Annotated in this window: 22 protein-coding genes; 13 read left to right on the top strand and 9 right to left on the bottom strand. The window is 38.7% G+C overall.

The genetic code is table 11. From position 1 onward, the window contains the following. Window positions 1-348 precede the first annotated feature (348 nt). Window positions 349-930 (bottom strand): outer membrane beta-barrel protein, encoded by a 582-nt coding sequence (locus AVFI_RS09210; protein WP_005420102.1) that lies wholly within the window; start codon window positions 928-930, stop codon window positions 349-351. Window positions 931-1,126: 196 nt separating this feature from the next. On the opposite strand from AVFI_RS09210, the gene cydH reads away from it, so the two are divergent. Then, a complete protein-coding gene (gene cydH, locus AVFI_RS09205; RefSeq protein ID WP_005420101.1) occupies window positions 1,127-1,216 on the top strand; it encodes a cytochrome bd-I oxidase subunit CydH in 90 nt (29 codons plus the stop codon). 68 nt (window positions 1,217-1,284) lie between these two features. Here cydH and AVFI_RS09200 read toward each other — a convergent pair whose 3' ends face one another. Continuing rightward, window positions 1,285-2,055, bottom strand: coding sequence for a phosphoribosylglycinamide formyltransferase (locus AVFI_RS09200; RefSeq protein ID WP_005420099.1), 771 nt, complete (start codon window positions 2,053-2,055; stop codon window positions 1,285-1,287). A 277-nt stretch (window positions 2,056-2,332) separates the two neighbouring features. On the opposite strand from AVFI_RS09200, the gene tyrS reads away from it, so the two are divergent. Continuing rightward, a complete protein-coding gene (gene tyrS, locus AVFI_RS09195) occupies window positions 2,333-3,613 on the top strand; it encodes a tyrosine--tRNA ligase (RefSeq protein ID WP_017020103.1) in 1,281 nt (426 codons plus the stop codon). A gap of 126 nt (window positions 3,614-3,739) precedes the next feature. Here tyrS and AVFI_RS09190 read toward each other — a convergent pair whose 3' ends face one another. Both AVFI_RS09190 and dcuC read right to left on the bottom strand, forming a co-directional pair. Beyond that, window positions 3,740-6,055: a YgiQ family radical SAM protein gene (locus AVFI_RS09190; RefSeq protein ID WP_054775340.1), complete on the bottom strand. Its 2,316-nt coding sequence runs from the start codon at window positions 6,053-6,055 to the stop codon at window positions 3,740-3,742. Window positions 6,056-6,424: 369 nt separating this feature from the next. Next, window positions 6,425-7,792: an anaerobic C4-dicarboxylate transporter DcuC gene (dcuC, locus tag AVFI_RS09185; protein ID WP_005420093.1), complete on the bottom strand. Its 1,368-nt coding sequence runs from the start codon at window positions 7,790-7,792 to the stop codon at window positions 6,425-6,427. Window positions 7,793-8,122: 330 nt separating this feature from the next. Between dcuC and AVFI_RS09180 the strand changes: the two genes are divergently transcribed. Both AVFI_RS09180 and AVFI_RS09175 read left to right on the top strand, forming a co-directional pair. Then, window positions 8,123-8,830: a hypothetical protein gene (locus AVFI_RS09180; protein ID WP_017020105.1), complete on the top strand. Its 708-nt coding sequence runs from the start codon at window positions 8,123-8,125 to the stop codon at window positions 8,828-8,830. Window positions 8,831-8,897: 67 nt separating this feature from the next. Next, entirely contained in the window at window positions 8,898-9,092 is a 195-nt protein-coding gene (locus tag AVFI_RS09175) for a DUF4250 domain-containing protein (RefSeq protein WP_005420090.1), read from the top strand. Here AVFI_RS09175 and AVFI_RS09170 read toward each other — a convergent pair. Beyond that, window positions 9,079-9,990 (bottom strand): LysR substrate-binding domain-containing protein, encoded by a 912-nt coding sequence (locus AVFI_RS09170; RefSeq protein ID WP_155662950.1) that lies wholly within the window; start codon window positions 9,988-9,990, stop codon window positions 9,079-9,081. The two genes, AVFI_RS09175 and AVFI_RS09170, sit on opposite strands and share 14 nt — an antisense overlap. Before the next feature lie 220 nt (window positions 9,991-10,210). Between AVFI_RS09170 and metE the strand changes: the two genes are divergently transcribed. Next, the gene (gene metE / locus AVFI_RS09165; RefSeq protein ID WP_054775354.1) at window positions 10,211-12,535 is read left to right on the top strand and encodes a 5-methyltetrahydropteroyltriglutamate--homocysteine S-methyltransferase; all 2,325 of its coding nucleotides are present in this window, start codon (window positions 10,211-10,213) and stop codon (window positions 12,533-12,535) included. A gap of 63 nt (window positions 12,536-12,598) precedes the next feature. On the opposite strand, the gene AVFI_RS09160 is transcribed toward metE, so the two are convergent. Together AVFI_RS09160 and AVFI_RS09155 are read right to left on the bottom strand one after the other, a co-directional pair. Then, window positions 12,599-12,757 (bottom strand): YqaE/Pmp3 family membrane protein, encoded by a 159-nt coding sequence (locus AVFI_RS09160; protein ID WP_005420081.1) that lies wholly within the window; start codon window positions 12,755-12,757, stop codon window positions 12,599-12,601. Window positions 12,758-12,877: 120 nt separating this feature from the next. Beyond that, window positions 12,878-13,900, bottom strand: a complete 1,023-nt coding sequence (locus tag AVFI_RS09155) for a Mal regulon transcriptional regulator MalI (RefSeq protein WP_017020108.1) — start codon at window positions 13,898-13,900, stop codon at window positions 12,878-12,880. A gap of 248 nt (window positions 13,901-14,148) precedes the next feature. Between AVFI_RS09155 and malX the strand changes: the two genes are divergently transcribed. Continuing rightward, window positions 14,149-15,726, top strand: coding sequence for a maltose/glucose-specific PTS transporter subunit IIBC (gene malX / locus AVFI_RS09150; RefSeq protein WP_005420079.1), 1,578 nt, complete (start codon window positions 14,149-14,151; stop codon window positions 15,724-15,726). Window positions 15,727-15,848: 122 nt separating this feature from the next. Continuing rightward, window positions 15,849-17,021 (top strand): MalY/PatB family protein, encoded by a 1,173-nt coding sequence (locus AVFI_RS09145; protein ID WP_054775355.1) that lies wholly within the window; start codon window positions 15,849-15,851, stop codon window positions 17,019-17,021. 63 nt (window positions 17,022-17,084) lie between these two features. Here AVFI_RS09145 and AVFI_RS09140 read toward each other — a convergent pair whose 3' ends face one another. Beyond that, window positions 17,085-17,978, bottom strand: a complete 894-nt coding sequence (locus AVFI_RS09140) for a DMT family transporter (protein WP_155662949.1) — start codon at window positions 17,976-17,978, stop codon at window positions 17,085-17,087. A gap of 88 nt (window positions 17,979-18,066) precedes the next feature. Between AVFI_RS09140 and AVFI_RS09135 the strand changes: the two genes are divergently transcribed. Continuing rightward, on the top strand, window positions 18,067-18,852 hold the full coding sequence (locus tag AVFI_RS09135) for an AraC family transcriptional regulator (protein WP_017020111.1): 786 nt from the start codon (window positions 18,067-18,069) through the stop codon (window positions 18,850-18,852). Between the two features lie 165 nt (window positions 18,853-19,017). Continuing rightward, complete coding sequence (locus tag AVFI_RS09130) at window positions 19,018-19,815, top strand: alpha/beta fold hydrolase (protein ID WP_005420070.1); 798 nt, start codon at window positions 19,018-19,020, stop codon at window positions 19,813-19,815. Window positions 19,816-19,871: 56 nt separating this feature from the next. On the opposite strand, the gene purU is transcribed toward AVFI_RS09130, so the two are convergent. Beyond that, window positions 19,872-20,705, bottom strand: a complete 834-nt coding sequence (gene purU / locus AVFI_RS09125) for a formyltetrahydrofolate deformylase (protein ID WP_017020112.1) — start codon at window positions 20,703-20,705, stop codon at window positions 19,872-19,874. 235 nt (window positions 20,706-20,940) lie between these two features. Here purU and AVFI_RS09120 point away from each other — a divergent pair, with 235 nt between their 5' ends. The 4 genes from AVFI_RS09120 (at window position 20,941) to AVFI_RS09105 (ending at window position 24,590) form a co-directional block, all read left to right on the top strand. After that, complete coding sequence (locus tag AVFI_RS09120) at window positions 20,941-22,899, top strand: ATP-dependent DNA helicase (RefSeq protein ID WP_065598266.1); 1,959 nt, start codon at window positions 20,941-20,943, stop codon at window positions 22,897-22,899. Between the two features lie 7 nt (window positions 22,900-22,906). Beyond that, a complete protein-coding gene (tsaB, locus tag AVFI_RS09115) occupies window positions 22,907-23,608 on the top strand; it encodes a tRNA (adenosine(37)-N6)-threonylcarbamoyltransferase complex dimerization subunit type 1 TsaB (protein ID WP_017020114.1) in 702 nt (233 codons plus the stop codon). A 59-nt stretch (window positions 23,609-23,667) separates the two neighbouring features. After that, complete coding sequence (locus tag AVFI_RS09110; protein WP_011262262.1) at window positions 23,668-23,967, top strand: hypothetical protein; 300 nt, start codon at window positions 23,668-23,670, stop codon at window positions 23,965-23,967. Between the two features lie 71 nt (window positions 23,968-24,038). After that, a complete protein-coding gene (locus AVFI_RS09105; protein ID WP_012534203.1) occupies window positions 24,039-24,590 on the top strand; it encodes a Slp family lipoprotein in 552 nt (183 codons plus the stop codon). Window positions 24,591-24,595: the final 5 nt, after the last annotated feature.

Below are 24,595 nucleotides of genomic sequence, written 5' to 3'. Positions count from 1 at the left end.
CCCTGAGAATTGAAGCTTAATTGGTATCATTCTCTAATAAATTCAAATTGATTTTGCTTAAATTGGATGTATTCCCTAAGCATTAAAGTCAGATTACCTATTTATATATGTTAACGCAACATGACGAAAAGGTAGGTTTATATGTTTCAAATAGTGTTTTATGCTAATTTATGAGGTTTTTTTAGATATGATTATTGATGATGTGTGGCTGTGCGGGGCTATTTATTGTTAAATAAAGGTTACATAATCAATTGTGTTATTTATAAAATAATGATTAAGTGTTGTAAATTTAGGCATTTTCATTGTTTTTGAAAATGCCTAACCTTTCTTTTCATAAATAAAGTGGGATTAAAAACTGAATCTGAGTCCTAGATTCGCTTGTAATTGATTGACCCAGCTTCCCTCATATTTAATCGTACAAGAGTTTTTATTCGGTGTAGAAACACAACTGCTGTCAAAGTTGCTATCAACAGAGGTACCTAGCCAGCGTCCTTCTAGTTGTAATGCAAAATTATCAGTAAAGTGATATTGGAAACCACCAAAAGCACCAGCTGAAAATCGAATGTTTTCATCTATCCAATCAACATCCGCATAAGTACCACCAATACTTAAACCGAAAAATGAAGTGATATTTTTAGTTAATTGGTAGTCTAGGGCGCTTTGAAAGTGAAGGTAATGCATGTTTGAGGTTTGGTTAAGACCTTCAATGTCATTGCTCTGATTACTATAAAATAGACCGATACGGCCTGCATCGTAATCCGTTTCAATAGCTAATGAATAAGCGGTATTCCCTTTTAAATCGTATATTTCTCCTTCTGTATCTTCAATTTCACCACCTGAAGCGTAGCCAATTGAAGGAGTTATATGGATTTGGGCGAGAGAGGGTAAGGGAGCTAATATTAACAGCCCTAATAGTGATAAACGCTTCATGTTTTCTCCTAGAATTCCTTTTCATAAAAACCACAAATTTTATTCTATTATGCTGACATTGTGATGCTTATACCAACTTGCTGATTGAATAAGATCAATTCCTTGAAGATACTTCAAATTACTGTTAATTTTTTGTAAACAGATAATGCAATCGTTTTTATTAATTGTCTGTATATAAAAATAACAAGGAGTCGTTATGGATCACGATTTTAAATTTGCTCTTATTACTACCATTGCTGTTTTTTCAGGATTAGCTTTTTTTGGGGCTCTGGTACTAATGGCGTAAGAAAGTGATGAGAGAGTATGAAAAGAAGAGCAATAAGGTTAAGCCTATTGCTCTTTTTAGTATTTATTCTATGCAAAAGCTTGTATAGGAAGGTAAGATTGCCATGCGTTGGTATATAAAGATTGAGAAAGACCTCTTAACTTAGTGAATCGAGCTTCTTCAAATTCTGTAAACTCGCGATCTTCGATAAAAGCAAGACGCTCCATACTTTGAATTTCTTCATAAATCTTATGTTCAACACCATTCTTAACATCTGCAATGTCTTTTAAATGAAGTTGTATTTCTGCAATGAGTTTTGTTTTAGGTAGTTCAACCAATAATTTTATGTCTCTGTACCCAGATTTAGCAGGCTGAGAAAAGCGGTTAGTAACACTAACAACCGTTGTTTCTCTATTTAATGCTTCATATGCGGTAACTAAATCAGGAATTGAGTCAGCTACGACAGTCGCTCTTGCGATATCAGTCAGTTGATTAACCTGACCATTTAATTCTTGCTCAATTTTAATTTTTGCTCGCTCGTTGTTTTTTACTCCCGCAAATTGAGTCTGGCTATTGGAAATAAGAGCGGTTTGCTTACAGATATTTTCTAACTCATGCTGAGCTTGATGCGCTTTAGAGCTTAAAATATCAAAGTCATTGTAAGGTTGATGCGAGAAATGGTTCCAGCTATCAATGGACAGAAGACCATTTAAGCTGTGAAGTACATGGTGGTGATCGATCTCAGATTGATTGGATTCTTGGTAATCTGGCTCTATATGTTCAAGTAAAGAGGCAGCTTGTGCTTGAGGTCGTCCAAAGACTAAAACCATTAAGACTGCAGCACGGGCAAACTTTTTCATTCTGTTTCCTTTATGAAGTAGAAAGAAATAGCAACTAAGAGGACTATATCTTAGCAACACCTAATTAAGAAATATGGGCATAGATAGCAGTTTCAAGGCAGGAAAATTAATGTTGTTCGAGTTTGCGCTAACGGTCACAAAAGGCGTTTTCCTGACAATAATTTGATAATTTACTTATTGAAGTATTTTTACTCGTAAACTCTGTTATTTAGCCGCTAAATGTGTAAAATCGAGTATTCTTTTTTATACCTAAATTTAGAGTACAAGTAGGTTATCTATGACAGCAACAAACGAATTATTGCAAGACTTAAAAGCTCGTGGGCTTATTGCACAGTGCACAGCAGACGAAGAATTAGCTGAGCACCTTTCAACTGACTGTCGTACTCTCTATTGTGGCTTCGATCCGACAGCAGACAGCTTACATATTGGTAGCCTAGTACCACTATTAGTTCTTAAGCGTTTCCAACAAGCTGGTCATAAACCATTAGCTCTTGTTGGTGGTGCTACAGGCTTAATCGGTGACCCAAGCTTTAAAGCTGCTGAGCGTCAACTTAACACGAATGAAGTGGTTGGCGATTGGGTTAACAAAATTAAAGCACAAGTTTCAGCTTTTGTTGATTTTACAGAAGAGAAAAACGGTGCAGAAGTAGTAAACAATTTAGATTGGATCGGTCAAATTAACGTAATTGAATTTATGCGTGATGTGGGTAAACATTTCAGCGTAAATGCGATGATCCAAAAAGAATCAGTAAAACAACGTATCGATCGTGAAGGTTCTGGTATTTCATTTACTGAATTCAGCTACATGCTACTTCAATCATACGATTTTGCAGCATTAAACAAAGAAAAAGAGTGTACATTACAAATTGGTGGCTCAGATCAGTGGGGTAACATCACTGGTGGTATCGACCTTACTCGTCGTATGAACCGCAATAAAGTATTTGGTTTAACGCTTCCTTTAGTAACAAAATCAGATGGTACTAAGTTTGGTAAAACTGAATCAGGTACAATTTGGTTAGACTCAAGTAAAACATCACCATACGCTTTCTACCAATTCTGGTTAGGTACTGCGGATGCTGACGTATATAACTTCCTACGTTTCTTCACTTTCTTAACAGTAGAAGAGATTGCAGCTATTGAAGAGAGCGATAAGAGTGTTCAAGGCCGTCCTGAAGGTCAAGGCATTCTAGCTCGTGAAGTAACTCGTCTAGTTCACGGTGAAGAAGGTTTAGCATCTGCTGAACGTATCACTAAAGCACTTTTCTCTGGTGATCTTTCTTCACTAACAGAAACAGATTTAGCACAACTTGCTTTAGATGGTCTTCCATCAACAGAATTAGAAGCTTCTGAACAAACGATTGTTGAAGTTCTAACTCAATCTGAACTAGCTAAATCAAACAAAATGGCGCGTGAATTCATCGGTAACGGTGCAGTGTCTGTAAACGGCGAGAAAGTAGCTGATACAGAAGCAGTACTTAAGAAAGAAGATGCACTGTTTGGTAAATACAGCGTAATCAAACGTGGTAAGAAGCTATTTAACCTATACATCTGGAAATAATAATCCAATCGTGGTGGAGTAGATAAGTGATACTCTAGTCCATCACATAATATATTAGATAATAAAAAAGCGAACCTCATTATTGTGGTTCGCTTTTTTTATATTTACTACGATTGGTATTATCCGTTAACGATGTTTTGGCTTACGTTTAGGACCTGAACCTGACGGTTTATTGCCGTTTGGTTTGCCATTATTGCTTGGTTTACCATTAGAGTAACCGTTGCGAACGCCATTTTTCTTACCGCTTGATGTTGGCTTTTCTGAATGTGCATTCCCATTACGATTATTTTTTCCGTTACGGTTGTTATTATTGCTCGTACGTGGATCACCATCAAATTGGCCTTTCGTATGTTTAGTCGCAAAGCGTTTGGCACCATGACGTCCAGTTTGACGACGTTCTGCTGGTGTTTGAGCATCTAAATCTTCTTCAGGAACAAGACAGTTCGGCTTATCGCCAATTAAATGTTTCTTACCCATGTTGATAAGCGCTTCACGGATCAACTTCCAGTTTTTAGGATCATGATAACGAAGTAACGCTTTATGTAATCGGCGTTGACGTTCACCTTTAGCGACTGGTACATCTTCGCGCTTTTTGTATTTTACGCGTTTTAATGGGTTCGTTTCTGAATAATACATTGATGTTGCATTACACATAGGCGATGGATAGAAGTTCTGAACTTGGTCACATTCAAAATTATTCTTCTTAAGCCAAAGAGCAAGATTAAGCATATCCTCATCTTCTGTTCCTGGGTGAGCTGAGATGAAGTAAGGAATTAAATATTGTTTCTTGCCTGCTTCTTGGCTGTATTTTTCAAACATAGACTTGAAGCGATCGTACGTTCCCATGCCCGGCTTCATCATTAAATCTAATGGGCCTTTTTCAGTATGTTCTGGGGCAATTTTTAGATAACCACCAACGTGATGTGTTACCAATTCACGAACGTATTCAGGAGATTCAATCGCTAAATCATAACGTACACCTGATGCGATTAAGACTTTTTTTACGCCTTTTACTTTTCGTGCTTCACGATATAAATCAATTGTATGTTTATGATCAGTATTCAGCTTTTCACAGATCTTAGGAAATACGCATGATGGGCGACGACACGTTGCTTCTGCTTTAGGTACCGAACAGCCTAAACGATACATGTTGGCTGTTGGGCCACCAAGATCTGAAATCGTACCGGTAAACCCTGGTACTTTGTCGCGAATTTCTTCTAATTCGTTCAAAATGGATTCTTTTGAACGGTTTTGAATGATGCGACCTTCGTGTTCTGTGATACTACAGAATGAACAACCACCAAAACAGCCACGCATAATATTGACCGATGTTTTAATCATGTCGTATGCAGGGATTTTTGCTTTTCCGTACATTGGATGAGGAACACGAGCAAAAGGCAAATCAAACACGAAATCCATCTCTTCTGTTGTGAGTGGAATAGGCGCTTGGTTTACCCATAATTCACGGTCACCGTGGCGTTGAATTAGCGCACGTCCAGAGTATGGATTGGTTTCTAAATGCATAACACGGCTAGCATGAGCATAAAGAATACGGTCATTATTTAACTTCTCAAATGGAGGAAGTCGAACTGCCGTCGTTTTTGCGTCATGTCGTGATGGGCGAACGGTAATAACTTGCGGCTTGTCTTCTTTAGCGTCCGCTTTATTGCTCTCACATTGTTCTTCCGTTTCGTAAGGATTTTGAGGAACAAAGACGGCTTGGCTTGGCTTTTCAATACGCGATGAATCAATGATCTTAAAGCCTTCAGGTTCAGCAGGTAAATTCACTGCGGTACCACGAATGTTTGTCATTGTTTTTACGTCTTCGCCATTAGCAAGACGATGAGCAACTTCCACTAATGCACGTTCAGCATTACCAAAAAGAAGGATGTCACCCTTTGCATCAAATAATACTGAGCGGCGAACTTTATCAGACCAGTAATCGTAGTGTGCTAAACGGCGTAAGCTTGCTTCAATACCACCTAAAACAATCGGTGTGTCTTTGAAAGCTTCACGACAACGCTGCGAGTATACAAGAACAGCACGATCAGGGCGCTTTCCGCCTTCATTATTTGGCGTGTAGGCGTCATCGTGGCGAAGTTTTTTATCTGATGTATAGCGGTTGATCATTGAATCCATGTTGCCAGCAGTAATACCAAAAAATAAATTTGGTTTTCCTAGCTTCATGAACGCATCTTTATTATCCCATTTAGGCTGAGCAATAATACCAACACGGAAGCCTTGAGATTCAAGTAAACGTCCAATAATCGCCATACCAAAACTTGGATGGTCAACATATGCATCTCCGGTAACAATAATGATGTCGCAGCTATCCCATCCTAATTGTTCCATCTCTTTACGAGAGGTTGGTAGAAACGGAGCCGTTCCATAGCATTCTGCCCAGAATTTCGGGTATTGATTAATTGGAGTTACGTTGTGCATTAGTTCACCTCAGAATTTGGAGGCCGAATTATACCGATTTGAGGGGGGATTAACCAGAAAAGAAAGCCCTCATTATGAGTAAGGGAGTTCTAGTGGTCGTTGAACTACATATATAAACGACATAAATAGGTGATAGAAATGGCTAAAAAGGAAAGTGCGAAAATGATAGCCGTATCTTTAATCATTAGTATGTGTCCGTATGGTTATAAATATTGATAAGACAAATGTATCGTTAATTTATAAGATTTGCGTGAGCATTAGGTAAATTGTTTGTAAGGAAAATGCCTACCAGCCTATTTATTCTGAAAGATAAAAAAACGCCAGTAACGTTGAATTACTGGCGTTTCAATAAGTTATCGATTTAACGTATTATGCGTACATTGGAACAAGAACCATAGTACCGATGATTACTGTGATTAAGCCACAGATAACCGGAACCGATGTACGTTTTACCACTTCAAACGGGCTGATTTTTGCCATACCAGATGTCGCAACGATAACACCAGATACTGGTGAAATAGTACGACCAAGGTTAGATGCTTGAAGCATTGGAATGATAAGGAATGCAGGGCTAAGACCCATTTTACCAGCAAGCTGAGGTGCAAGCTCTACGAATGCGTAGAAAGGAGCATTACCAGAACCTGTTGCGATAGCAGCAGCAACGGTTAAACCCGTTAGTAGAAGCATTAGAGCCATACCACCCGCACCTGCTTTATCAGCTAAGTGAAGTAGGTTATCAATTGCGCCAACAGACATTAGACCTTGAGCAAATACACCCGCAGCAACTAATAGCATAACTACGCCTTTAAATGCATCAGCCATACCTTCATAGCAAGATTCTAAATCTTCTAATGTTTTTTTACCGTTCAGTTTATTGGTCGTAAAGTTAACTAACGCACCAATAAAGATAGAACCAACAACGATAGTGTAAATATCTAAAGATAGACCAGGGATTGTCTCGCCGTTAAACAGGAAAACACCTACGATTGGTAAGAAAGGAAGAATCGCATAGTAAGATGGTGCGTTCACTTCCATTGCAGAAATATCGACTTTCTCCATTGGTGTGTTTTCTTTCTTATCAAGATATTTATTCCAGAAGAAAGCGGCTGCTGCCATCACGATGATTGCACAAATAGATACAGGAAGTACGGTTTCAACTGCGAAAACATGAAGTGGTAAACCTGACTTCTCTGCTGCAACAATAACGTCACCTGATGTAGGTGAAAGGATGATTGCTGCTGGTGATGCACATACTGCAACCGCTGCAGGGCGTGAGATACCCATTGCCGTCATCATCGGGAATAGGGTTGCCATTAATAGAACACCAAGGCCTGTAGCAGAACTTACAGCAAGAGACATTAGACACGCTACGATGTAAGCAGCAACTAATAGAATGTAAGGTGATTTAATGAATGCTAATGGTTTTGAAAATTGCTTAACAACGACATTATTTGCACCGATGTGAGTCATGTAAGAGGCAAAACCACAAAGAAGCATGATTTGCATACCTAAGCCGCCGCCACGGTACTGAAGCATGTATTTTACATACTCAAGCGCATCGGTTAATAGGCTACCTGTAGCCGTTACTTTTGCAGGAAGAACTGAATGACCTAAAAGACCTGCAATAATTAGCAGTGCTAAACCCGCTGTCAGTAATACGCCTGCAGCTTTATATCCTTTTACGATAAAGTAACCAACAAATATGGTGATCACTAAACCAATTAATAACTCCAACATGGAATTTCCCTCTATTAAGTTTCAAATATTCAAAAATTGTGTAATTTACAAACATCTTCTTACACATTTCATCACACAAATTTACCTAAGTTTTATCTGTGGCACATCTGATACTTTGCATCTATATGATCTAAAACAAACAAAAAACAATTCTGTTAATAGTGCGATGAATAATTGTTATTTTTATTGTAACAAAAGGATAAAAACTTGAAATTAAGCAAGGTATTTTTGAGATCTTAATAAGAATAGGTTGTTTTTTAACCGTGACTAGACGAAGGGAAAATAGCGTTTATACTAGCTTGATTCAAATTCCGTAAATAGAACTTCATTATGTTATTTCAAACTATGCAATATATCCTTATTCCTGCTTTGCTTGGTGCTCAAATTATTTTGACCATCATTTTGCATAAAGGAGATATTTGCCCAGGTCAACGTGGTCGCGTACATAAGTGGTTGCCTGCACTGATTTTAGGTTGGTGTGCGATTGCTGGTTTTGGTATGACTTACGCGCCGATATTTGCAATGAATTTTATTCCTGCAATCGCAATTACTGGTTTTTATTTAAGTGTAAAAACGGGTAAAACACGAGATAAAGGGCCACTGATTGTTTTGGCATTAGCCAATGGTTTTGCCGCTGCAAGTTTTGTTAATTTAGCACTTGGTTCTGGGTCCTTTACTCAATTATTTTATGCGTTAATCGGTCCATTTATTTTTGGTGCTCTATTTGCTCACCTGCTTTTAACTCTTGCTCGTACTCGTCTACAAGCCTTCCATAAGATTTTACCAATTAGTGGTATCGTTGGCGGTATCATTATGGCTGTGATTTTACTTTGCCAAACATTAAGTGTTCATGAGATCTTTCTAGATCGTATGGCAGTGAAGTTAGCGATTGCTTTAGGTTTGATGCTATTAAGTATTGGTTTTTGGACTTATCACTTATTTAAACAACAGGCGATCAAGTGGCAATTTTTGCTAATAGCGAACATTATTATGGCTATTTCTGGTTATTATCAGTTTCAGTTGTTTTTTGTGAGATAGAGCAAACATTCTGTTCGAAAATTGGTCTAATCTAAGTTTGTCTCTTAAGCAACATGGAGGGTATAGATTGGATTTAAGCAACGCACATGGCCTAGAAAGTGGGATTCTACTCGGCATCATAAATGAAAAATTGCGCTTGGAATGCCACAGTCTAGAAGAATTATCCAGCATGTATGAGCTTGATACACAAGGAGTTCAAGACAAGCTCAGTAGTTTGGGTTACCAGTATGACCCATTAACAAATCAATTTAAGTCATTTTAATCCCAACTAAATGACTCTGGCTCTGCTGTTTCGCAGTAGAGAAAAATGCTTGTAAATATTTTTTATCATGTTCGCTGTCTCTAACGGCAGCGAACAATCTTCGCCACAATCCTTTCCCTAACGGTTTACTCTCGATTAGTCCTTGTCGTGAAAACTCACTGATAGCCCAATTTGGTAGAGCTGCTACTCCTAAACCTGCTGATACCATTTGTACTAACATCAATGTGTTTTCGGCTTGTTTCCATTTTGCAGGTTCTACATGATTGGGTGATAAGAAATGCTTAACGACATCTAATCGCTGCTTTTGCACTGGATAAGTCAACATGGTTTGATCTAATAAATCTTTTGGTTCAATACTGTCTTTATTGGCGAGCGGGTGATTGGTTGCTATGATTAAACGCATCTCAAAATCAAATAATGGTTCATAATGCACTTCACTGCGTGGCTGAATATCAGAGGTAATAACGAGATCTAAATCGCCATTAACCAAAGCAGGTAAAGGCTCAAATCCAAAACCCGATGAAAAATCCAATTCTACTTCTGGCCAACTTACTTGATATTCTTTAATGGCAGGCATTAACCATTGAAAGCAAGAATGACATTCAATTGCCATGTGTAATCGTCCGTGTAAGTCTTCTTTCAAACTGGCAATTTCGTATTCCGCTTTTGCTAACTTAGGTAAAAGATCATCGGCGAGTTTTAATAGGATCTCGCCTTCAGAGGTGAACTTTACTGGACGTGTTTTTCGTAAAAATACGCTGCTGCCTAAACGAGTTTCAAAATCTTTAAGCTGATGTGATAACGCTGATTGAGTGAGATGAAGAGCGTTTGCTGTTGCGGTTAATGATCCTGTATCACGCAATGTGGTTAAGGTTTTTAGATGTTTTAATTCAATCATTACTGTTCCTCAAGTTCCGTTTGAGTAAGTTCAATTATCTTCACAGTAAAGTGAAAAGGCTACAAAGTAAACATCTAGACGGCTAAATAAAGTTAATCGATTTAAATAGAAATTTGTTTAGTTGAATATAATTCATAATCAAAGTGAAAGATTAGAAATTGTACAGTTAGAAAAAAAACGTCATTGTTTAGCCATCCAAACGGCTAAAGGAATTAGACAAATGACAACAGAATTGAAGACAAAAACCGTAACTCATATTTTAGGTTATCCACGAGTTGGTGCTCAGCGAGAATTAAAGTTTGCTCAGGAAAAATATTGGCGTGGCGAGATAGAGCAGAAAGAACTATTGGCCGTAGGCAGTGAATTACGCCAACGTCACTGGAAAGATCAATCCGCTTCAGGGCTGGATTTTGTGACTGCGGGTGATTTTGCTTGGTACGATCATGTATTAACCACAAGTTTACTCTTAGGGCATGTGCCAGCCCGTCATAGTAACGGTTTCCCTGATTTAGATACGTTATTTAAAGTAGGGCGTGGTCAATCTCAAAACAGCTGTGGCTGTGGTGAAGCCGCATCGGATATGACCAAGTGGTTTAATACCAATTATCACTACATCGTGCCGGAATTTTCTAAAAACGATAAATTCAATGTGAGTTGGTCACAACTTTTTGATGAGATTGCAGAGGCACAAAAGCAAGGACATAACGTTAAGCCTGTTTTATTAGGCCCACTTAGTTACCTTTGGTTAGGGAAAGAAGTGAATGATGAAGAGGTTGAACAAGGATTTGATCGTTTATCATTATTGCCTCGTCTATTGACCGCTTATCAAGCTATTTTTTCTAAACTTAGTGCGTTAGGGGTTGAATGGGTTCAAATTGATGAGCCAATTCTCGCATTAGAATTACCAAAAGCATGGGCGGACTCTTTTAAATTAGCTTATCAAGTGATTCAAAGTGATGTGAAATTACTTTTAACCACCTATTTTGACGGCGTAGAGCATCATTTAGATAAAATCACAAAACTTGCAGTAAATGGTTTACATATTGATGTTTCTGCGGCTCCTGACCAGTTAGATGCGATTGTGAGTGCACTGCCAAAAGAGTGGGTATTATCCGTCGGTGCCGTTAATGGCCGTAATGTATGGCGTGCTGATTTAGAACGTTTGCATGAAAAACTGCAGCCAGTAAAAGATGTGTTGGGTGAGAAGTTATGGATTGCAAGTTCATGTTCATTATTGCATAGCCCCGTCGATTTAGATCAAGAGACGGAACTATCAAAAGAAACGCTGCAATGGTTTGCGTTTGCTAAGCAAAAATTAAGAGAAGTGACGCTGTTAGCAGATGCGCTAGATGGCAATCAAAATGCGATTTTAGCTTGTCATCAATACAGTCAACCACTGCGTGAGCGTGAGAGTGCGGAGCACATTAATAAGCCAGCAGTACAGCAACGTTTAGCTGCTATTACGCCAGCGTTAGCCGAGCGTGCAGAAGCATATTCTGTTCGAGCACAGTATCAAGCTGAAAAGCTGGGCTTACCATTATTACCAACCACCACGATTGGCTCTTTTCCACAAACCTCAGATATTCGTCAGCAACGCAGTGCATATCGAACGGGTAAGTTGAATGAACAAGATTATGTTACCGCAATGAAAGGACATATTGCTGATGCAGTAGAGCGTCAGGAGCGTTTGGATCTGGATGTGCTGGTACATGGTGAGGCTGAGCGTAATGACATGGTTGAATATTTCGCTGAGAATCTAAATGGATTTCAAGCAACACGATTTGGCTGGGTGCAAAGTTATGGTTCTCGTTGTGTAAAACCAGCAATCGTGGTGGCTGATATTGAGCGTGAAGCACCTATTACAGTGAGTTGGACGCAATACGCTCAATCGTTAACGACCAAACAAATGAAAGGAATGTTAACTGGCCCGGTAACTATTCTTGGTTGGACGTTCCCTCGTGAAGACATTACACGTAAAGAAATCGCACAGCAGCTAGCTTTGGTATTACGAGATGAGGTTTCTGATCTTCAGCAAGCGGGTATTAATATTATTCAAATTGATGAACCTGCGATTCGTGAAGGGTTGCCAATTAAGAAAAGCGATCAAAAAGCGTATTTAGATTGGGCAGTTGAAGCCTTTAAGATTTCAGCGGCCAGTGCTAAATCAGAAACACAAATTCATACTCACATGTGTTATAGCGAGTTCAATGAAATTATTGAATCAGTAGCGGCGTTAGATGCGGATGTGATTACGATTGAAACCTCTCGTTCAAATATGGAGTTATTGAAAGCGTTTGAAGACTTCAACTATCCAAATGAAATTGGACCGGGTGTGTATGATATTCACTCGCCCAATATTCCAAGCCAAGAGTGGATTGTTGACCTCATTGAAACCGCGGCAGCAAAAATACCAGTAGAGCGTTTGTGGGTTAATCCTGATTGTGGTCTGAAAACCCGAAACTGGAAAGAGACAGAAGTGGCGCTTGAAAACATGGTGAATGCGGCAAAAATATTGCGTAAGAAATGGCAATCAAACGCGGCTTAATTTGCAATAATATATTTTTAAGTAAGAGCGAAGCCAATCATAGGCTTCGCTTTTTATTTTGTGCTATCGAGTTGTGACCCACAGTGCGTGGATCATTCCAGGAATCCAGAATAAAAGCGTCAATATGATATTAATAAGAAGATCTTTTCCGACACCTTTGGCAAAGAAAACACCAAGTGGTGGCAGTAATACACATAAAATAATTAAAACCAGTTTGTTCATATATTATCCTTAATAAAATGAAGTTGAGATTTCACGTTAGTTTGTTATTACATTAATATCAATGTATTTGTTTGGTTATTAATATTATTCCCATTAATAACCCAAGCTATACTTTTTTATTTATGCAGAATTACGAGCAATTAACTCAGGGCTTAAAATTAAGCTTTGAGGTACGCTGTCTTTATCATTGATTTGATTAATTAAACGATGGCCTGCTTGGCGACCAATATCCCGAATTGGAGAAGATACAAAGGTAAGTGATGGTTGAATTAGTTCAGCTTCAGGCACATCATCAAATCCAATAATCGCAACTTGTTGTCCAATGTAGTTATCTTTACCTACACTGCGATTCGCTCGGTTAACGCCATATACTGCACCAAAAGCTGTTGATGAATAGTGACAAAGTATAGCGGTAATTTTAGGGTTCTTATTCATCAATTGATTCACGGCTTCTGCTGATGCGGTTTGGCTTTTATCGCATTCAACAACCCATTCTGGTTTAAAAGGTAAACCAAACTGCATTAGGGTGCTGCAATAGCCACCTAAACGCTCAGCACGACTTAAAGAATCACTTTGTCCACCAACATAAGCAATTTGTCGATGGCCTTGTTTAATAAGGTATTCAGTAGCAATTTTAGCCGCTTGCATATTATCAGGACCAACGAAATCGATCTGTTGATTTATTTTAGCTCGAGCCACACAAACAATAGGAAGGCCTACGTTTTTAACTTTATCAAGGTTTGGGATCCCTGAATCACGAATAGGGCAGAAGATGATTCCACCAATATCTTGAGCAATCATGGTTGCTAAACATTGATCAAATTTTTCTTGGCTTGTGCCTGATTGAGCAAGAAAAAGCATATAACCTTTTTCTTCTAAGACTTCACTTATTCCTGCGGCAACTTCCGCATAATAAGGATCACTGATGTCGCGTAAGATTAGGCCGATTAAAGTCGACTTTTGTGAGCGTAGGTTAGAGGCTGTGCGGTTTTTTATATAACCCAAATCTTGTACGGCTTGATTCACTTTATCAATCGTATCAGAAGATATGCGTCCTTTTTCGCTTAGCACCATCGAAACCGTGGTTACAGAAACCCCTGCACGTTCAGCGACATCCTTTATATTTGCTTTTTTATTTATCATGATTCTTCTTTTAGTTGTCTTTGATAAAACGTTTCACCTAACAAAACCTTCTTTAGATTCCTCATTCTATAGCATTTATATATAAATTGAAAAATTATATCGATCGTGATCACAGGAAAAGTGGTAAAACGTTTTACCAAGTCTTTATCATGTGTATTGTGTCGATAAATACGAAAGCGTACTCAACAAATTTAAAGCTGTTGAATTACCTCCAGTTGTCTATTTGATTTATTTAATGGAGAAATCCTATGCAACAAAAAGCTAATAAAACTACTCTGTGGGAGTTCTTACAGAGTTTAGGTAAGACCTTTATGGTTCCTGTCGCTTTGCTCGCTTTTTCGGGTATTCTTCTTGGTATCGGGAGTTCTTTTTCTAGTGCAGCGTTAAAAGAAGCAATGCCTTTTTTTGATAACGTTATTCTTCAATATATTTTTATTTGGATGACAAAAATTGGTTTAGTGGCTTTTATCTACTTACCAGTGATGTTTGCGATTGCGATTCCAATGGGATTAGCTCGTGAAGAAAAAGGGGTTGCGGCATTTTCAGGTTTAGTTGGTTACGCCGCACTTAACCTTTCAATTAATTTCTATTTAACTGTGACAGGAGCTCTAGATAGTGAAGCTCTGCGTCAGTCATACGGCGTAACGTCTATTCTTGGTACCGAATCTATTGATACGGGCATTTTAGGTGCCGTTATCGTTGGTATTATTGTTGCGAAACTGCATACTCGTTTCTACACATTTAAAATGCCAGATGCGTTAGCTTTCTTTGGTGGCGCTCGTTTTGTTCCAATTATCTCTTCAATTACACTTGGCGTTGTTGGTCTGCTTGTTCCTTTTATTTGGCCTTATTTTGCAGCTGGCATTAACGGTATTGGTTATGCGATAGCAGGTGCAGGAGATTTCGGACCTTTCTTATTTGGTGCTGGTGAGCGTTTACTGCTTCCTATCGGTCTTCATCATATTCTGGTTGCGCTGATTCGATTCACAGAAGCGGGTGGCACGATGGAAGTGTGTGGTGACACGGTATCTGGTGCTCTTAATATTTTCTACTCAGAATTATCTTGTCCAGACACACAAGGTTTTACACCATCTGTGACAGCATTCCTATCTCAAGGCAAGATGCCAGCCTTCTTAGGTGGTCTTCCTGGTGCTGCTCTAGCTATGTACCACTGTTCTAAAGTTGAAAATCGAAGCAAAATTAAAGCGTTATTAATCTCTGGTGTTGTGGCTTGTATCGTTGGTGGTATTACTGAGCCTCTTGAATTCTTATTCCTATTTGTTGCACCTGTCCTGTACTTTATTCATGCGATGCTAACTGGTTTAGGTTTCATGGTAATGGGGATGTTAGATGTCACTATTGGTAATACTGATGGCAACATCATCGATTTCTTAGTCTTTGGTGTACTTCAAGGTACTGCAACGAAATGGTACTTGGTTCCTGTTGTTGCTGGCGTTTGGTTTACTATTTACTACTTCGTATTTAAGTTTGCGATTCTTAAGTTTAACTTGAAAACACCTGGACGTGAAACGAACGAAGTTCCTGTATCGGCTGAAGCTGAAACGATCCTAGCTACTGAAGGTGGTAAAGGAGCGTTAATCCTTGCGGCTCTTGGTGGTGCAGAAAACATTACTTCACTTGATAACTGTATTACACGTTTACGTTTAACCGTTGCTGATATGAGATTGGTAAATGATGCTGAGCTAAAGGCTTACGGTGCTCTTGGTGTTGTGAAGCTTGATGAACACAGTTTACAAGTGGTTATTGGTACTCAAGTTCATATGGTTAAAAATGAAATTCAATCATTAATGGCAACGCCAGCTTAGTACGATGCCAATCTAAATCAGTTGTTAATCTATGTTTAGGTTGGTTTTCATTGCGGAGTTTATTTAACTCCGCTTTTTCTTTTTGTTTCTATTTCTGGTTTGTTTTTTGGGAGTATTTATCTATGTTCAATTTCTCTGAACAAATTAATCGTAAAGGCAGTTACTGCACTCAATGGGACTATGTTGAGGACCGATTTGGGGAAGCGGATTTGCTTCCATTTACTATTTCGGATATGGATTTTGCAGCACCTCCTGCTGTGATTGAAGCCTTAAACTCTCGTATTAATCACCCTGTGTTTGGCTATAGTCGATGGAATCACAGTGATTTTAAAAATGCGGTTACCCATTGGTTTAAGAGCCGTTTTGATGCTGAATTTAATGATGAGCATCTAGTGTATGGGCCTTCCGTTATTTATATCGTCTCTCAATTAATACGTGAATGGAGTCAACCGAATCAAGGGGTGGTTATCCATACTCCTGCTTATGATGCTTTTGACAAAATGATTCTAGGGTTAGGGCGTACCATCGTCGCTAATAAGTTGCAAGCTACAGACTCTGGTTATCAGATTAATTGGGAGCAATTTGAAACACAGTTAGCGGATCCAAATAATACGATTTTGCTTCTATGTAGCCCGCATAATCCAACGGGAAGGGTTTGGACATCTGCAGAATTAACTCGTATGGCTTCGTTGTGTCAAAAGCATAATGTTGCTGTGATTAGTGATGAGATCCACATGGATGTTTCATTTAAGCCTCATACGCCTTGGCAGGGTTTTGGTGCAGGGGAACGTTGGGCGTTAGTCAGTTCAGCATCAAAATCATTTAATATCCCTGCACTAAATGGAGCTTATGCATTTATTGCAGAAGAACCTGCACGAGATAACTACCTGTTTAATCTTAAGCAAGTGGATGGCTTATCATCACCATCGATCCTTGGTGTTATTGGTTTAATGGCGGCGTATCAAAAAGGAGCGCCTTGGTTAGACGAATTAAAAACCTATCTTTATGAAAATCATCATTATGTTGCACAAACCTTAGCAGAACAGTTACCGAGCGTTGGTTACCAAATTCCAGATGCAACTTATCTTGCTTGGATTGATCTCTCTTCGCTCTCTATTGATATGGATAAACTAAATCAGTGTCTTATTAAGAAACATAAGGTAGCGATAATGCAAGGGAGTACCTATGGTGAGGTTGGAAAATATTTTGTCCGTTTGAATTTAGGTTGTCCAAGAGAAAAAGTAGAAAAAGGACTGATGGCGCTGATTTCTGCGGTTAAAGAATTGACTGAATAAAAGTGATGCACCTCTTTATATTAGAGGTGCATATTCTTTGATGATTGCTTGTGCTACCTGACATTAAACGACTTTTTCTGAGAGTGCTGTTTGCATTGATGTGATTTTGACTTGAGCCAAGAGTAAGCCAGTAAGTACAGCACTTCCTCCAATTAAGTGATACCAAGTCGGAACTTTACCCAGAAAAATAAAGCTGACTATTACAGTAAATACAGGCACTAAATTCATAAATAACGTAGCTTGTGAAGACCCAATCCTTTGTACGCCTTGCAGCCAACACCATGGTGCAATAACAGAAGCAAAAGCAGCAGCAAATAGAACCATAGGCAGCGCGGTATGACTGATCATATAAGAGTCACTTGTTAGTAATAAAGGTAACTGAAGTGCAGCTCCAATAACGACTTGGCAAAAAACGGAGGTCCAAGGTGCCAACGGTAGTTTCCATTTATTAAGTAAAACGGAATATAAAGCGTAAGCCAAACTTGAGATAAACATTAAGCCATCACCTTGTTTTATTCCATTTGATAATAAGTTCATTGGGTTTCCTTCACTTAGCATATAAATAAGCCCTGAAAACGAAATGATAGCGCCAATTAACGCTTGTTTTTTAAGTTTATTACCTAATAAAGGAACGGCTAGGAATAATCCAAATAAAGGCATCAGTGATAAAAAGACAGCGATGTTGGTTGCGCTTGTTGTATGAGCGGCGTAGTAAGCAAGGCATTGGTTTAGCACCATACCTAATGAAGCCAGTATGGTTAACTTTCCTAAGTGAACTTTAATCTGTTGTCTTTGTTGCCATACCGGTTTTATACAAAAAGGCAGCAAGATAAATATAGCAAAAAACCAGCGATAGAATGCGATAGCACCAGGTTCGATTGCTTCGGTAGCGAGTTTACTTATCACGGCATTCGTCGCCCAGATAAATACGGCTGTAATAGGGAAGAAGATAGTCATAAAAACCTCTATCAGAAATAATTGATAGAATTGTCACATCAATAGCGAGCAGAGTTGTATGCCATTTAGGACACCTAACATAGCGAACATGACAGATAAAAAATTCCTGCCTCAATTAGATGAAAGTCTGCCAACGGATGTGTTTTTTCATTATTTTTTCCTTGAGGCAAAAACAGAAACGTTATCGCATTCACATCCTTGGGGTCAGTTACATTTGATTAAGCAAGGGCGACTTGAAATGGAAGTGGATAAGCAAAAAATGTTTTGTCCTGCCAATTATGCTATTTGGACGCCAGCTCATTTATTGCATCGTGCGTTTAATCATAATGATGTTGAATATTGTGCGATTAATATTGAATTTGAATTGAGTCAGAAGCTACCTACGAGCGCTTGTATGTTTCCTTTAACGCCATTATTAAGGGCTATAGTTGATGATCTTGTCGCGCGTCAAACTACAGCAGTTCTTACGACAGAAGATAAATATTTAAGTCATGTTCTGATAGAGCGTTTATCAAAAACCAATCCAATAGAAAACTATCTTCCTTTTACGGATGATAAATTATTAGCGCCTATTTTAATGCAACTACAAGAAAATCCTGCTGATGATTCAAGTTTAGAAATATGGGCAAAGCGGGTATTTAGTACTGAAAGAACCTTGGCAAGGCGCTTTCAAAAAGAGTTGAAAATGAGTTTTAATGATTGGCGTCAGAGGGCTAAATTAGCGAAGGCTATGGTGTTGTTAAAAGATGCTATATCAATCAATGAAATTGCATATCAATTAGGCTATAGCCAAGGTTCCTCTTTTATTAAGATGTTTCGTAAACATACGGGAGTAACTCCTGAACAGTTTAGAAAAGAGCAGCAGGGAAAATAGATAACTATAGAGTAATCACTCTTATTGATTTTTTAAAATCAGATAGTTAGATTATTTTTGTATGAATATATTAATGCTGTGATGGGAAATGCAGTGTGAAGTATTCATCTTCTATTTGAAATGCTATAGTCAATGTTAACGTAAATTTTGAATGAAGTTGAAAGGATGTCTGAGTCTTTATTATTCCATAGAACCTATGAGCATGAATCGAGCTCTAAGTGGGTAGTGTTTGTCCATGGTGCGGGTGGAAGCTCAACAACATGGTTTAAGCAAATCGCTGCTTTTAGAAAGAATTTTAATGTATTGCTCATTGATTTACGTGGTCATGGACGTTCGAACCATTTCTCTCAAATCAAAGAATTCATCAATAAACAGTATTCTTTTAAAGTGGTAAGTCAGGATATTTTAGATGTACTTGATCATCTTAATATTAAATCTGCGCACTTTGTTGGTATGTCTCTTGGTACGATTATTATTCGAAACTTAGCTGAATTAGCACAAGATCGTGTGAGCTCAATGGTATTAGCTGGAGCGATTACTCGTTTTAATTTTCGCTCTCAGTTTTTGATCAAAATGGGCGATATGACAAAGAATATCATGCCTTATATGTGGCTTTATAAGTTGTTTTCTTATGTGGTGATGCCACAAAAAAGCCAAAAAGAGTCTCGACATGTGTTCACTCGTGAAGCTAAAAAATTGTGCCAAAAAGAGTTTAAGCGTTGGTTTAAATTAGCTGCTGATGTGAATCCGTTAATGCGTTACTTTAAAGATAAAGAATTAGCGATTCCAACACTTTACTTGATGGGTGCAAATGATTATTTGTTCATGAAACCAGTGGAAGAGATGGTGGCAGTTCATCAACACAGTCAGTTATTACAAATCCCTGAATGTGGGCATGTGTGTAATATTGATAGACCGAAAGAATTTAATAAATACGCAATAGAGTTTATTGCGGCTCAATAACCATGAATTAAAAATAAAACGGCGATCATCATGATCGCCGTTTTTTATTTCAGCCGTTAAAGAATAACGGTTTTATTGCCATAAACAAAAACGTGATCGTTTAATACTTTTGTTAGCGCTTTACTCAATACTGATTTTTCTACGTCACGACCAGCCATTGCCATGTCTTCAGCACTAAAGTTGTGATCCACAGGGATAACATCTTGTTTAATGATTGGGCCTTCATCTAAATCATTCGTCACAAAGTGTGCGGTGGCACCAATGATTTTTACACCGCGGTCATAAGCTTGCTGATAAGGTTTTGCCCCAATGAAAGCCGGTAAGAAACTGTGGTGGATGTTAATGATTTTTTTAGGGAATTGAGCAACAAAGTTTGGTGTTAACACACGCATATATTTTGCTAATACAACGTATTCTGGTTCATAAGAGTTAATCACTTCAAGCATTTTCTCTTCATGCTCTTCGCGTGATAGCCCTTCATGAGATACATGATGAAAAGGGATATCAAACTTTTCAATGAGCCCACCTAAGACATCGTGATTCCCCACAACAGCAGCAATATCGATATTCATCGCGCCAGAATAGGCCTTTATAAGAATATCACCAATACAGTGTGCCTCTTTAGTGACGAGAATAACCACTTTTTTTCGTGGTTCAGTCACCAATTTACGATGACTTCCTGATGGGAGTGCCTCATCAATATCTGCTAGGAAAGTGACATCATTAAAAATGCCCTCTAGCTCAGTTCTCATAAAAAACTGACCTGTTACGTTATCAACGTATTCATTGTTATGAACAATGTTTAGCTGATGTTTGTAACAAATGTTGGTTATTTTTGCTATTAGCCCACGAGAATCAGGGCAATCCGTTAATAGTATTTTCTTTTCCATTTTATCTCTCGTGCTTACATAGTGTAATTATTAATTTTATTCACCTTATTCTTTTACCGATAAAAGAAGGGAGCGTAAAGGAGTTTTTACCATATCAAATCAAAACACTAAGTGAATTTAGTATTATTAGGTGGAGTAAATTAGCTTCGATTCAGTACAAACTTCCCGTTTAGTTTCTTCTGGTTTCTTGGCATAATCTCTTTCTCTTTTTTATTCACGATGGATATCGGTTGATATGATTGCCAAGATTTTTTCGTCATCAGGTGCATTAGGTAAAGCCATTCCCGGCTTTCAACCTCGTCAACCCCAGTTGGATATGGCTCATGCTGTTCATGATGCAATTAAAAATGGTACTCAATTAGTCGTTGAAGCAGGAACGGGGACGGGGAAAACGTTCGCTTATCTTGCGCCTGCTCTGGTTAGTGGTAAAAAAACCATCATTAGTACTGGGTCAAAAAACCTTCAAGAACAACTTTTCCATCGTGATTTGCCATTAATGGTGTCATCTCTTGGTTTTTATGGCCAGGTGGCTTTGTTAAAGGGTCGTTCAAATTATTTATGTCCTGAACGGTTGAATCGTCAATTAATTGAAAGCCATACCCCTCAAGCGGACCCGGAATTACTGACGCAATTAGTTAAAGTAAGAACTTGGTCTTCTGAAACCAAAACGGGAGATTTAGGTGACTGTGAAGCGATTGCTGAAGATAGTCCAATCATTCCTTCTATCACATCAACTAACGATAATTGTTTAGGTAAAGAGTGCCCAAGCTTTGAAGAGTGCTTTGTTGTTAAGGCGCGTAAAAAAGCCCTTGATGCGGATGTAGTGGTTGTTAACCATCACTTATTTCTTGCTGATTTGGCGATTAAAGAAACGGGATTTGGTGAATTGATCCCCGAGGCGGATATTTTTATTTTTGATGAGGCCCATCAGTTACCTGATATTGCGAGTCAATATTTTGGGCAAAGTTTATCAAGTCGCCAATTAACCGAATTAGCAAAAGACATTGAAATAGGTTATCGCACTGAAGCAAGAGATATGCGTCAATTACAAAAAGTGGCAGAACGCTTAGCTGGTTCCGCAATGGATTTACGTATTATTTTAGGGGATACCAGCTTTAGAGGTAATTGGCGAGAGGCAATAAAATCACAAGCGGTTCAACGAGAAATTTTGCGCATCAATGATGCCTTTGAACTTGCTTATGATGTATTAAAACTAGCTTTAGGTCGCAGTCAATTGTTGGATGCAGCTTTTGAGCGATGCACGTTATTGAAAAATCGTTTAGAGCGTGTATGTGATACTACAATAAGTGGCTATTCATATTGGTATGAATGTACCCCAAGACATTTTAGTTTACATATAACGCCACTGTCGGTTGCTGATAAGTTCAAAGAGCAAGTGGCAGAAAAAGAGGGCGCGTGGATTTTTACATCGGCAACGTTAGCGGTTAATGATGATTTCTCACACTTTACGCAACGTTTAGGGTTAGAGCCGACAAAACAGTTCTCACTACCAAGCCCATTCGATTATCAATCACAGGCTCTATTATGCGTACCACGATTTTTACCTGAGCCAAATAGCTATGGTGTTGCTCCTAAGTTGGTTGAATTATTGGAACCGGTTATTAAGCAAAACCAAGGTCGCTGTTTCTTTTTATGTACATCACATCAAATGATGAGAGACTTAGCTGAACTCTTTAGGCAAACACTTGATTTACCAGTATTAGTTCAAGGTGAAACCACTAAGCAAAAGTTACTTACAGAGTTTATGGAACTGGGTAATGCATTGTTGGTTGCAACTGGAGCTTTCTGGGAAGGTATTGATGTTAGAGGTGATGCCTTAAGCTGTGTTATCATTGATAAATTACCTTTTACGGCACCGGACGATCCGCTATTAAAAGCGCGTATTGAAGATTGTCAATTAAGCGGTGGGGATGCCTTTTCTCAAGTGCAGATCCCTGATGCGGTGATAACCTTAAAACAGGGTGTTGGGCGTCTTATTCGAGATACCAAAGATAAAGGGGTATTGGTGATTTGTGACAATCGCTTAGTGACTCGTCCTTATGGTTCGACTTTTTTACAAAGTTTGCCACCAATACCAAGAACACGAGATTTGAAAAAAGTGTCTGAATTTTTAGCACAAACGAATCAGACAGAAATAGAACAAGTAGAACAAAAAGCCATTTTAGAAAATTGAGGCATTAATGAGCGCAAAAATTTTAGCGGTTGATACCGCCACTGAAAACTGTTCAGTCGCACTAATTGTTGACGGAAAAGTCTATTCTCGACGTGCAGTGGCACCGCGTGAACACACCATTAAAATTCTTCCTTTTGTGGATGAAGTATTAAAAGAAGCGGGTGTGCGCTTACAAGATTTAGATGCATTAGCATTTGGCCAAGGACCTGGTAGTTTTACTGGTGTACGTATTGGTATTGGTATTGCTCAAGGTTTAGCGTTTGGTGCCGATTTACCTATGGTAGGCATTTCAACATTAGAAGCAATGGCACAAGCGGGTTACCGATTACACGGAGCTACTCAAGTTGCAGCTTCAATTGATGCGCGCATGGGGGAAGTGTACTTTGGTATGTACCAACGTAATCAAGATGGTACTTGGACTTATGACGTAGCTGAAACTGTGTCTGCACCAGAGGCGTTATCAACGTATTTACCGGAACAATCAGGTGAATGGTTAATGGTTGGTACAGGTTGGGATGCTTATACAGAAGCATTGGCAACATTGCCTTTAGAGCGTAAAGCCTCTGATGTGCTTTACCCTGATGCTGAAGATATGGCATTACTTGCACAGCAAAAATTCGAACAAGGCTTGGCGCTTCCTGCAGAAGAATCAAGTCCTGTTTATGTTCGTGATACGGTGACGTGGAAAAAATTACCGGGACGCGAATAGTTTTTAATATCCAAGCGAGGAGTGAAAACCTCGCTTAGTTGTTTATTCAAAAGGTCATTATGGTATCGATTCAAGGGTTGCCGCCTGCGCTGATACAAAAACAGCAAGCAGTAGGAAAAAAGAGCCAAGTTAAAAAGGCGACTGGAAGTAAATCTCTAGTTGCGCAGCCATCAAAAGTGGCGACTGCTGTAACGACACAAGTTAAACAACTGAATGCATCTGAATATGCGAACTCTCGTGTTCAATATGACTTACCTGAAGGGCGTAATCGTCACGCAATGGAAGAATATATGGAAGTCATGCTTCAAAAGCGAAGAGAGGAACTTGCTCAATTAGTCGGTGTCGATCTCTATATATAACGCTAGCCCATACCTTTATGTAACTCAGATCTTATGTTAATTGGTATGACTTCAATCGTGAGAGGTTCAATATGAAACAAGTTATTTATTTTCTTTCTGTATTATTACTTGTAGGGTGTAGCTCTCTTCCTCAAGAACTTAAATCAACTCAAGCAACGACTCTGGTTGAATATAATGCTTTCTCTGATGCTGCAAATGCTGGGGAAAAAGCGGAAGTACGATTAGGTGGTGTGATTGCTCGCCTTGATAACTTGTCGGATCAAACTCGAATTGAAATTGTAAACCTTCCAATTTCTTCTGTTGGAAAGCCAGATATTTCCGAAGAACCTAATGGTCGTTTTGTTGTGTATGTAAATGGATTTATTGATCCTGTTACTTACGCTAAAGGGCGATTAATTACGGTGATTGGTCAGGCTGATGGTATTGAGCAGGCCAACGTAGGTGAATTTGTTTATCCTTTTCCTGTAATTCAAGCATCGGCTATTCATCTATGGCAAATACAAGAGTATGTAGTGACTAATGATTTGGATATGAGCTATATGCCATGCGCTGGTGCTCGTTGTTTTCATCAAAGAAGTCACCTTGAAACCCGTCGTGGCAAAGTGGTACAGGAAGTGAAGTAAACGCT

The organism is Aliivibrio fischeri ATCC 7744 = JCM 18803 = DSM 507, from assembly GCF_023983475.1.
GTDB classification, from domain to species: Bacteria; Pseudomonadota; Gammaproteobacteria; order Enterobacterales; family Vibrionaceae; genus Aliivibrio; species Aliivibrio fischeri.
Note: the sequence above shows the minus strand (reverse complement) of the source record. Positions and strands in the feature narration are given on the sequence as shown.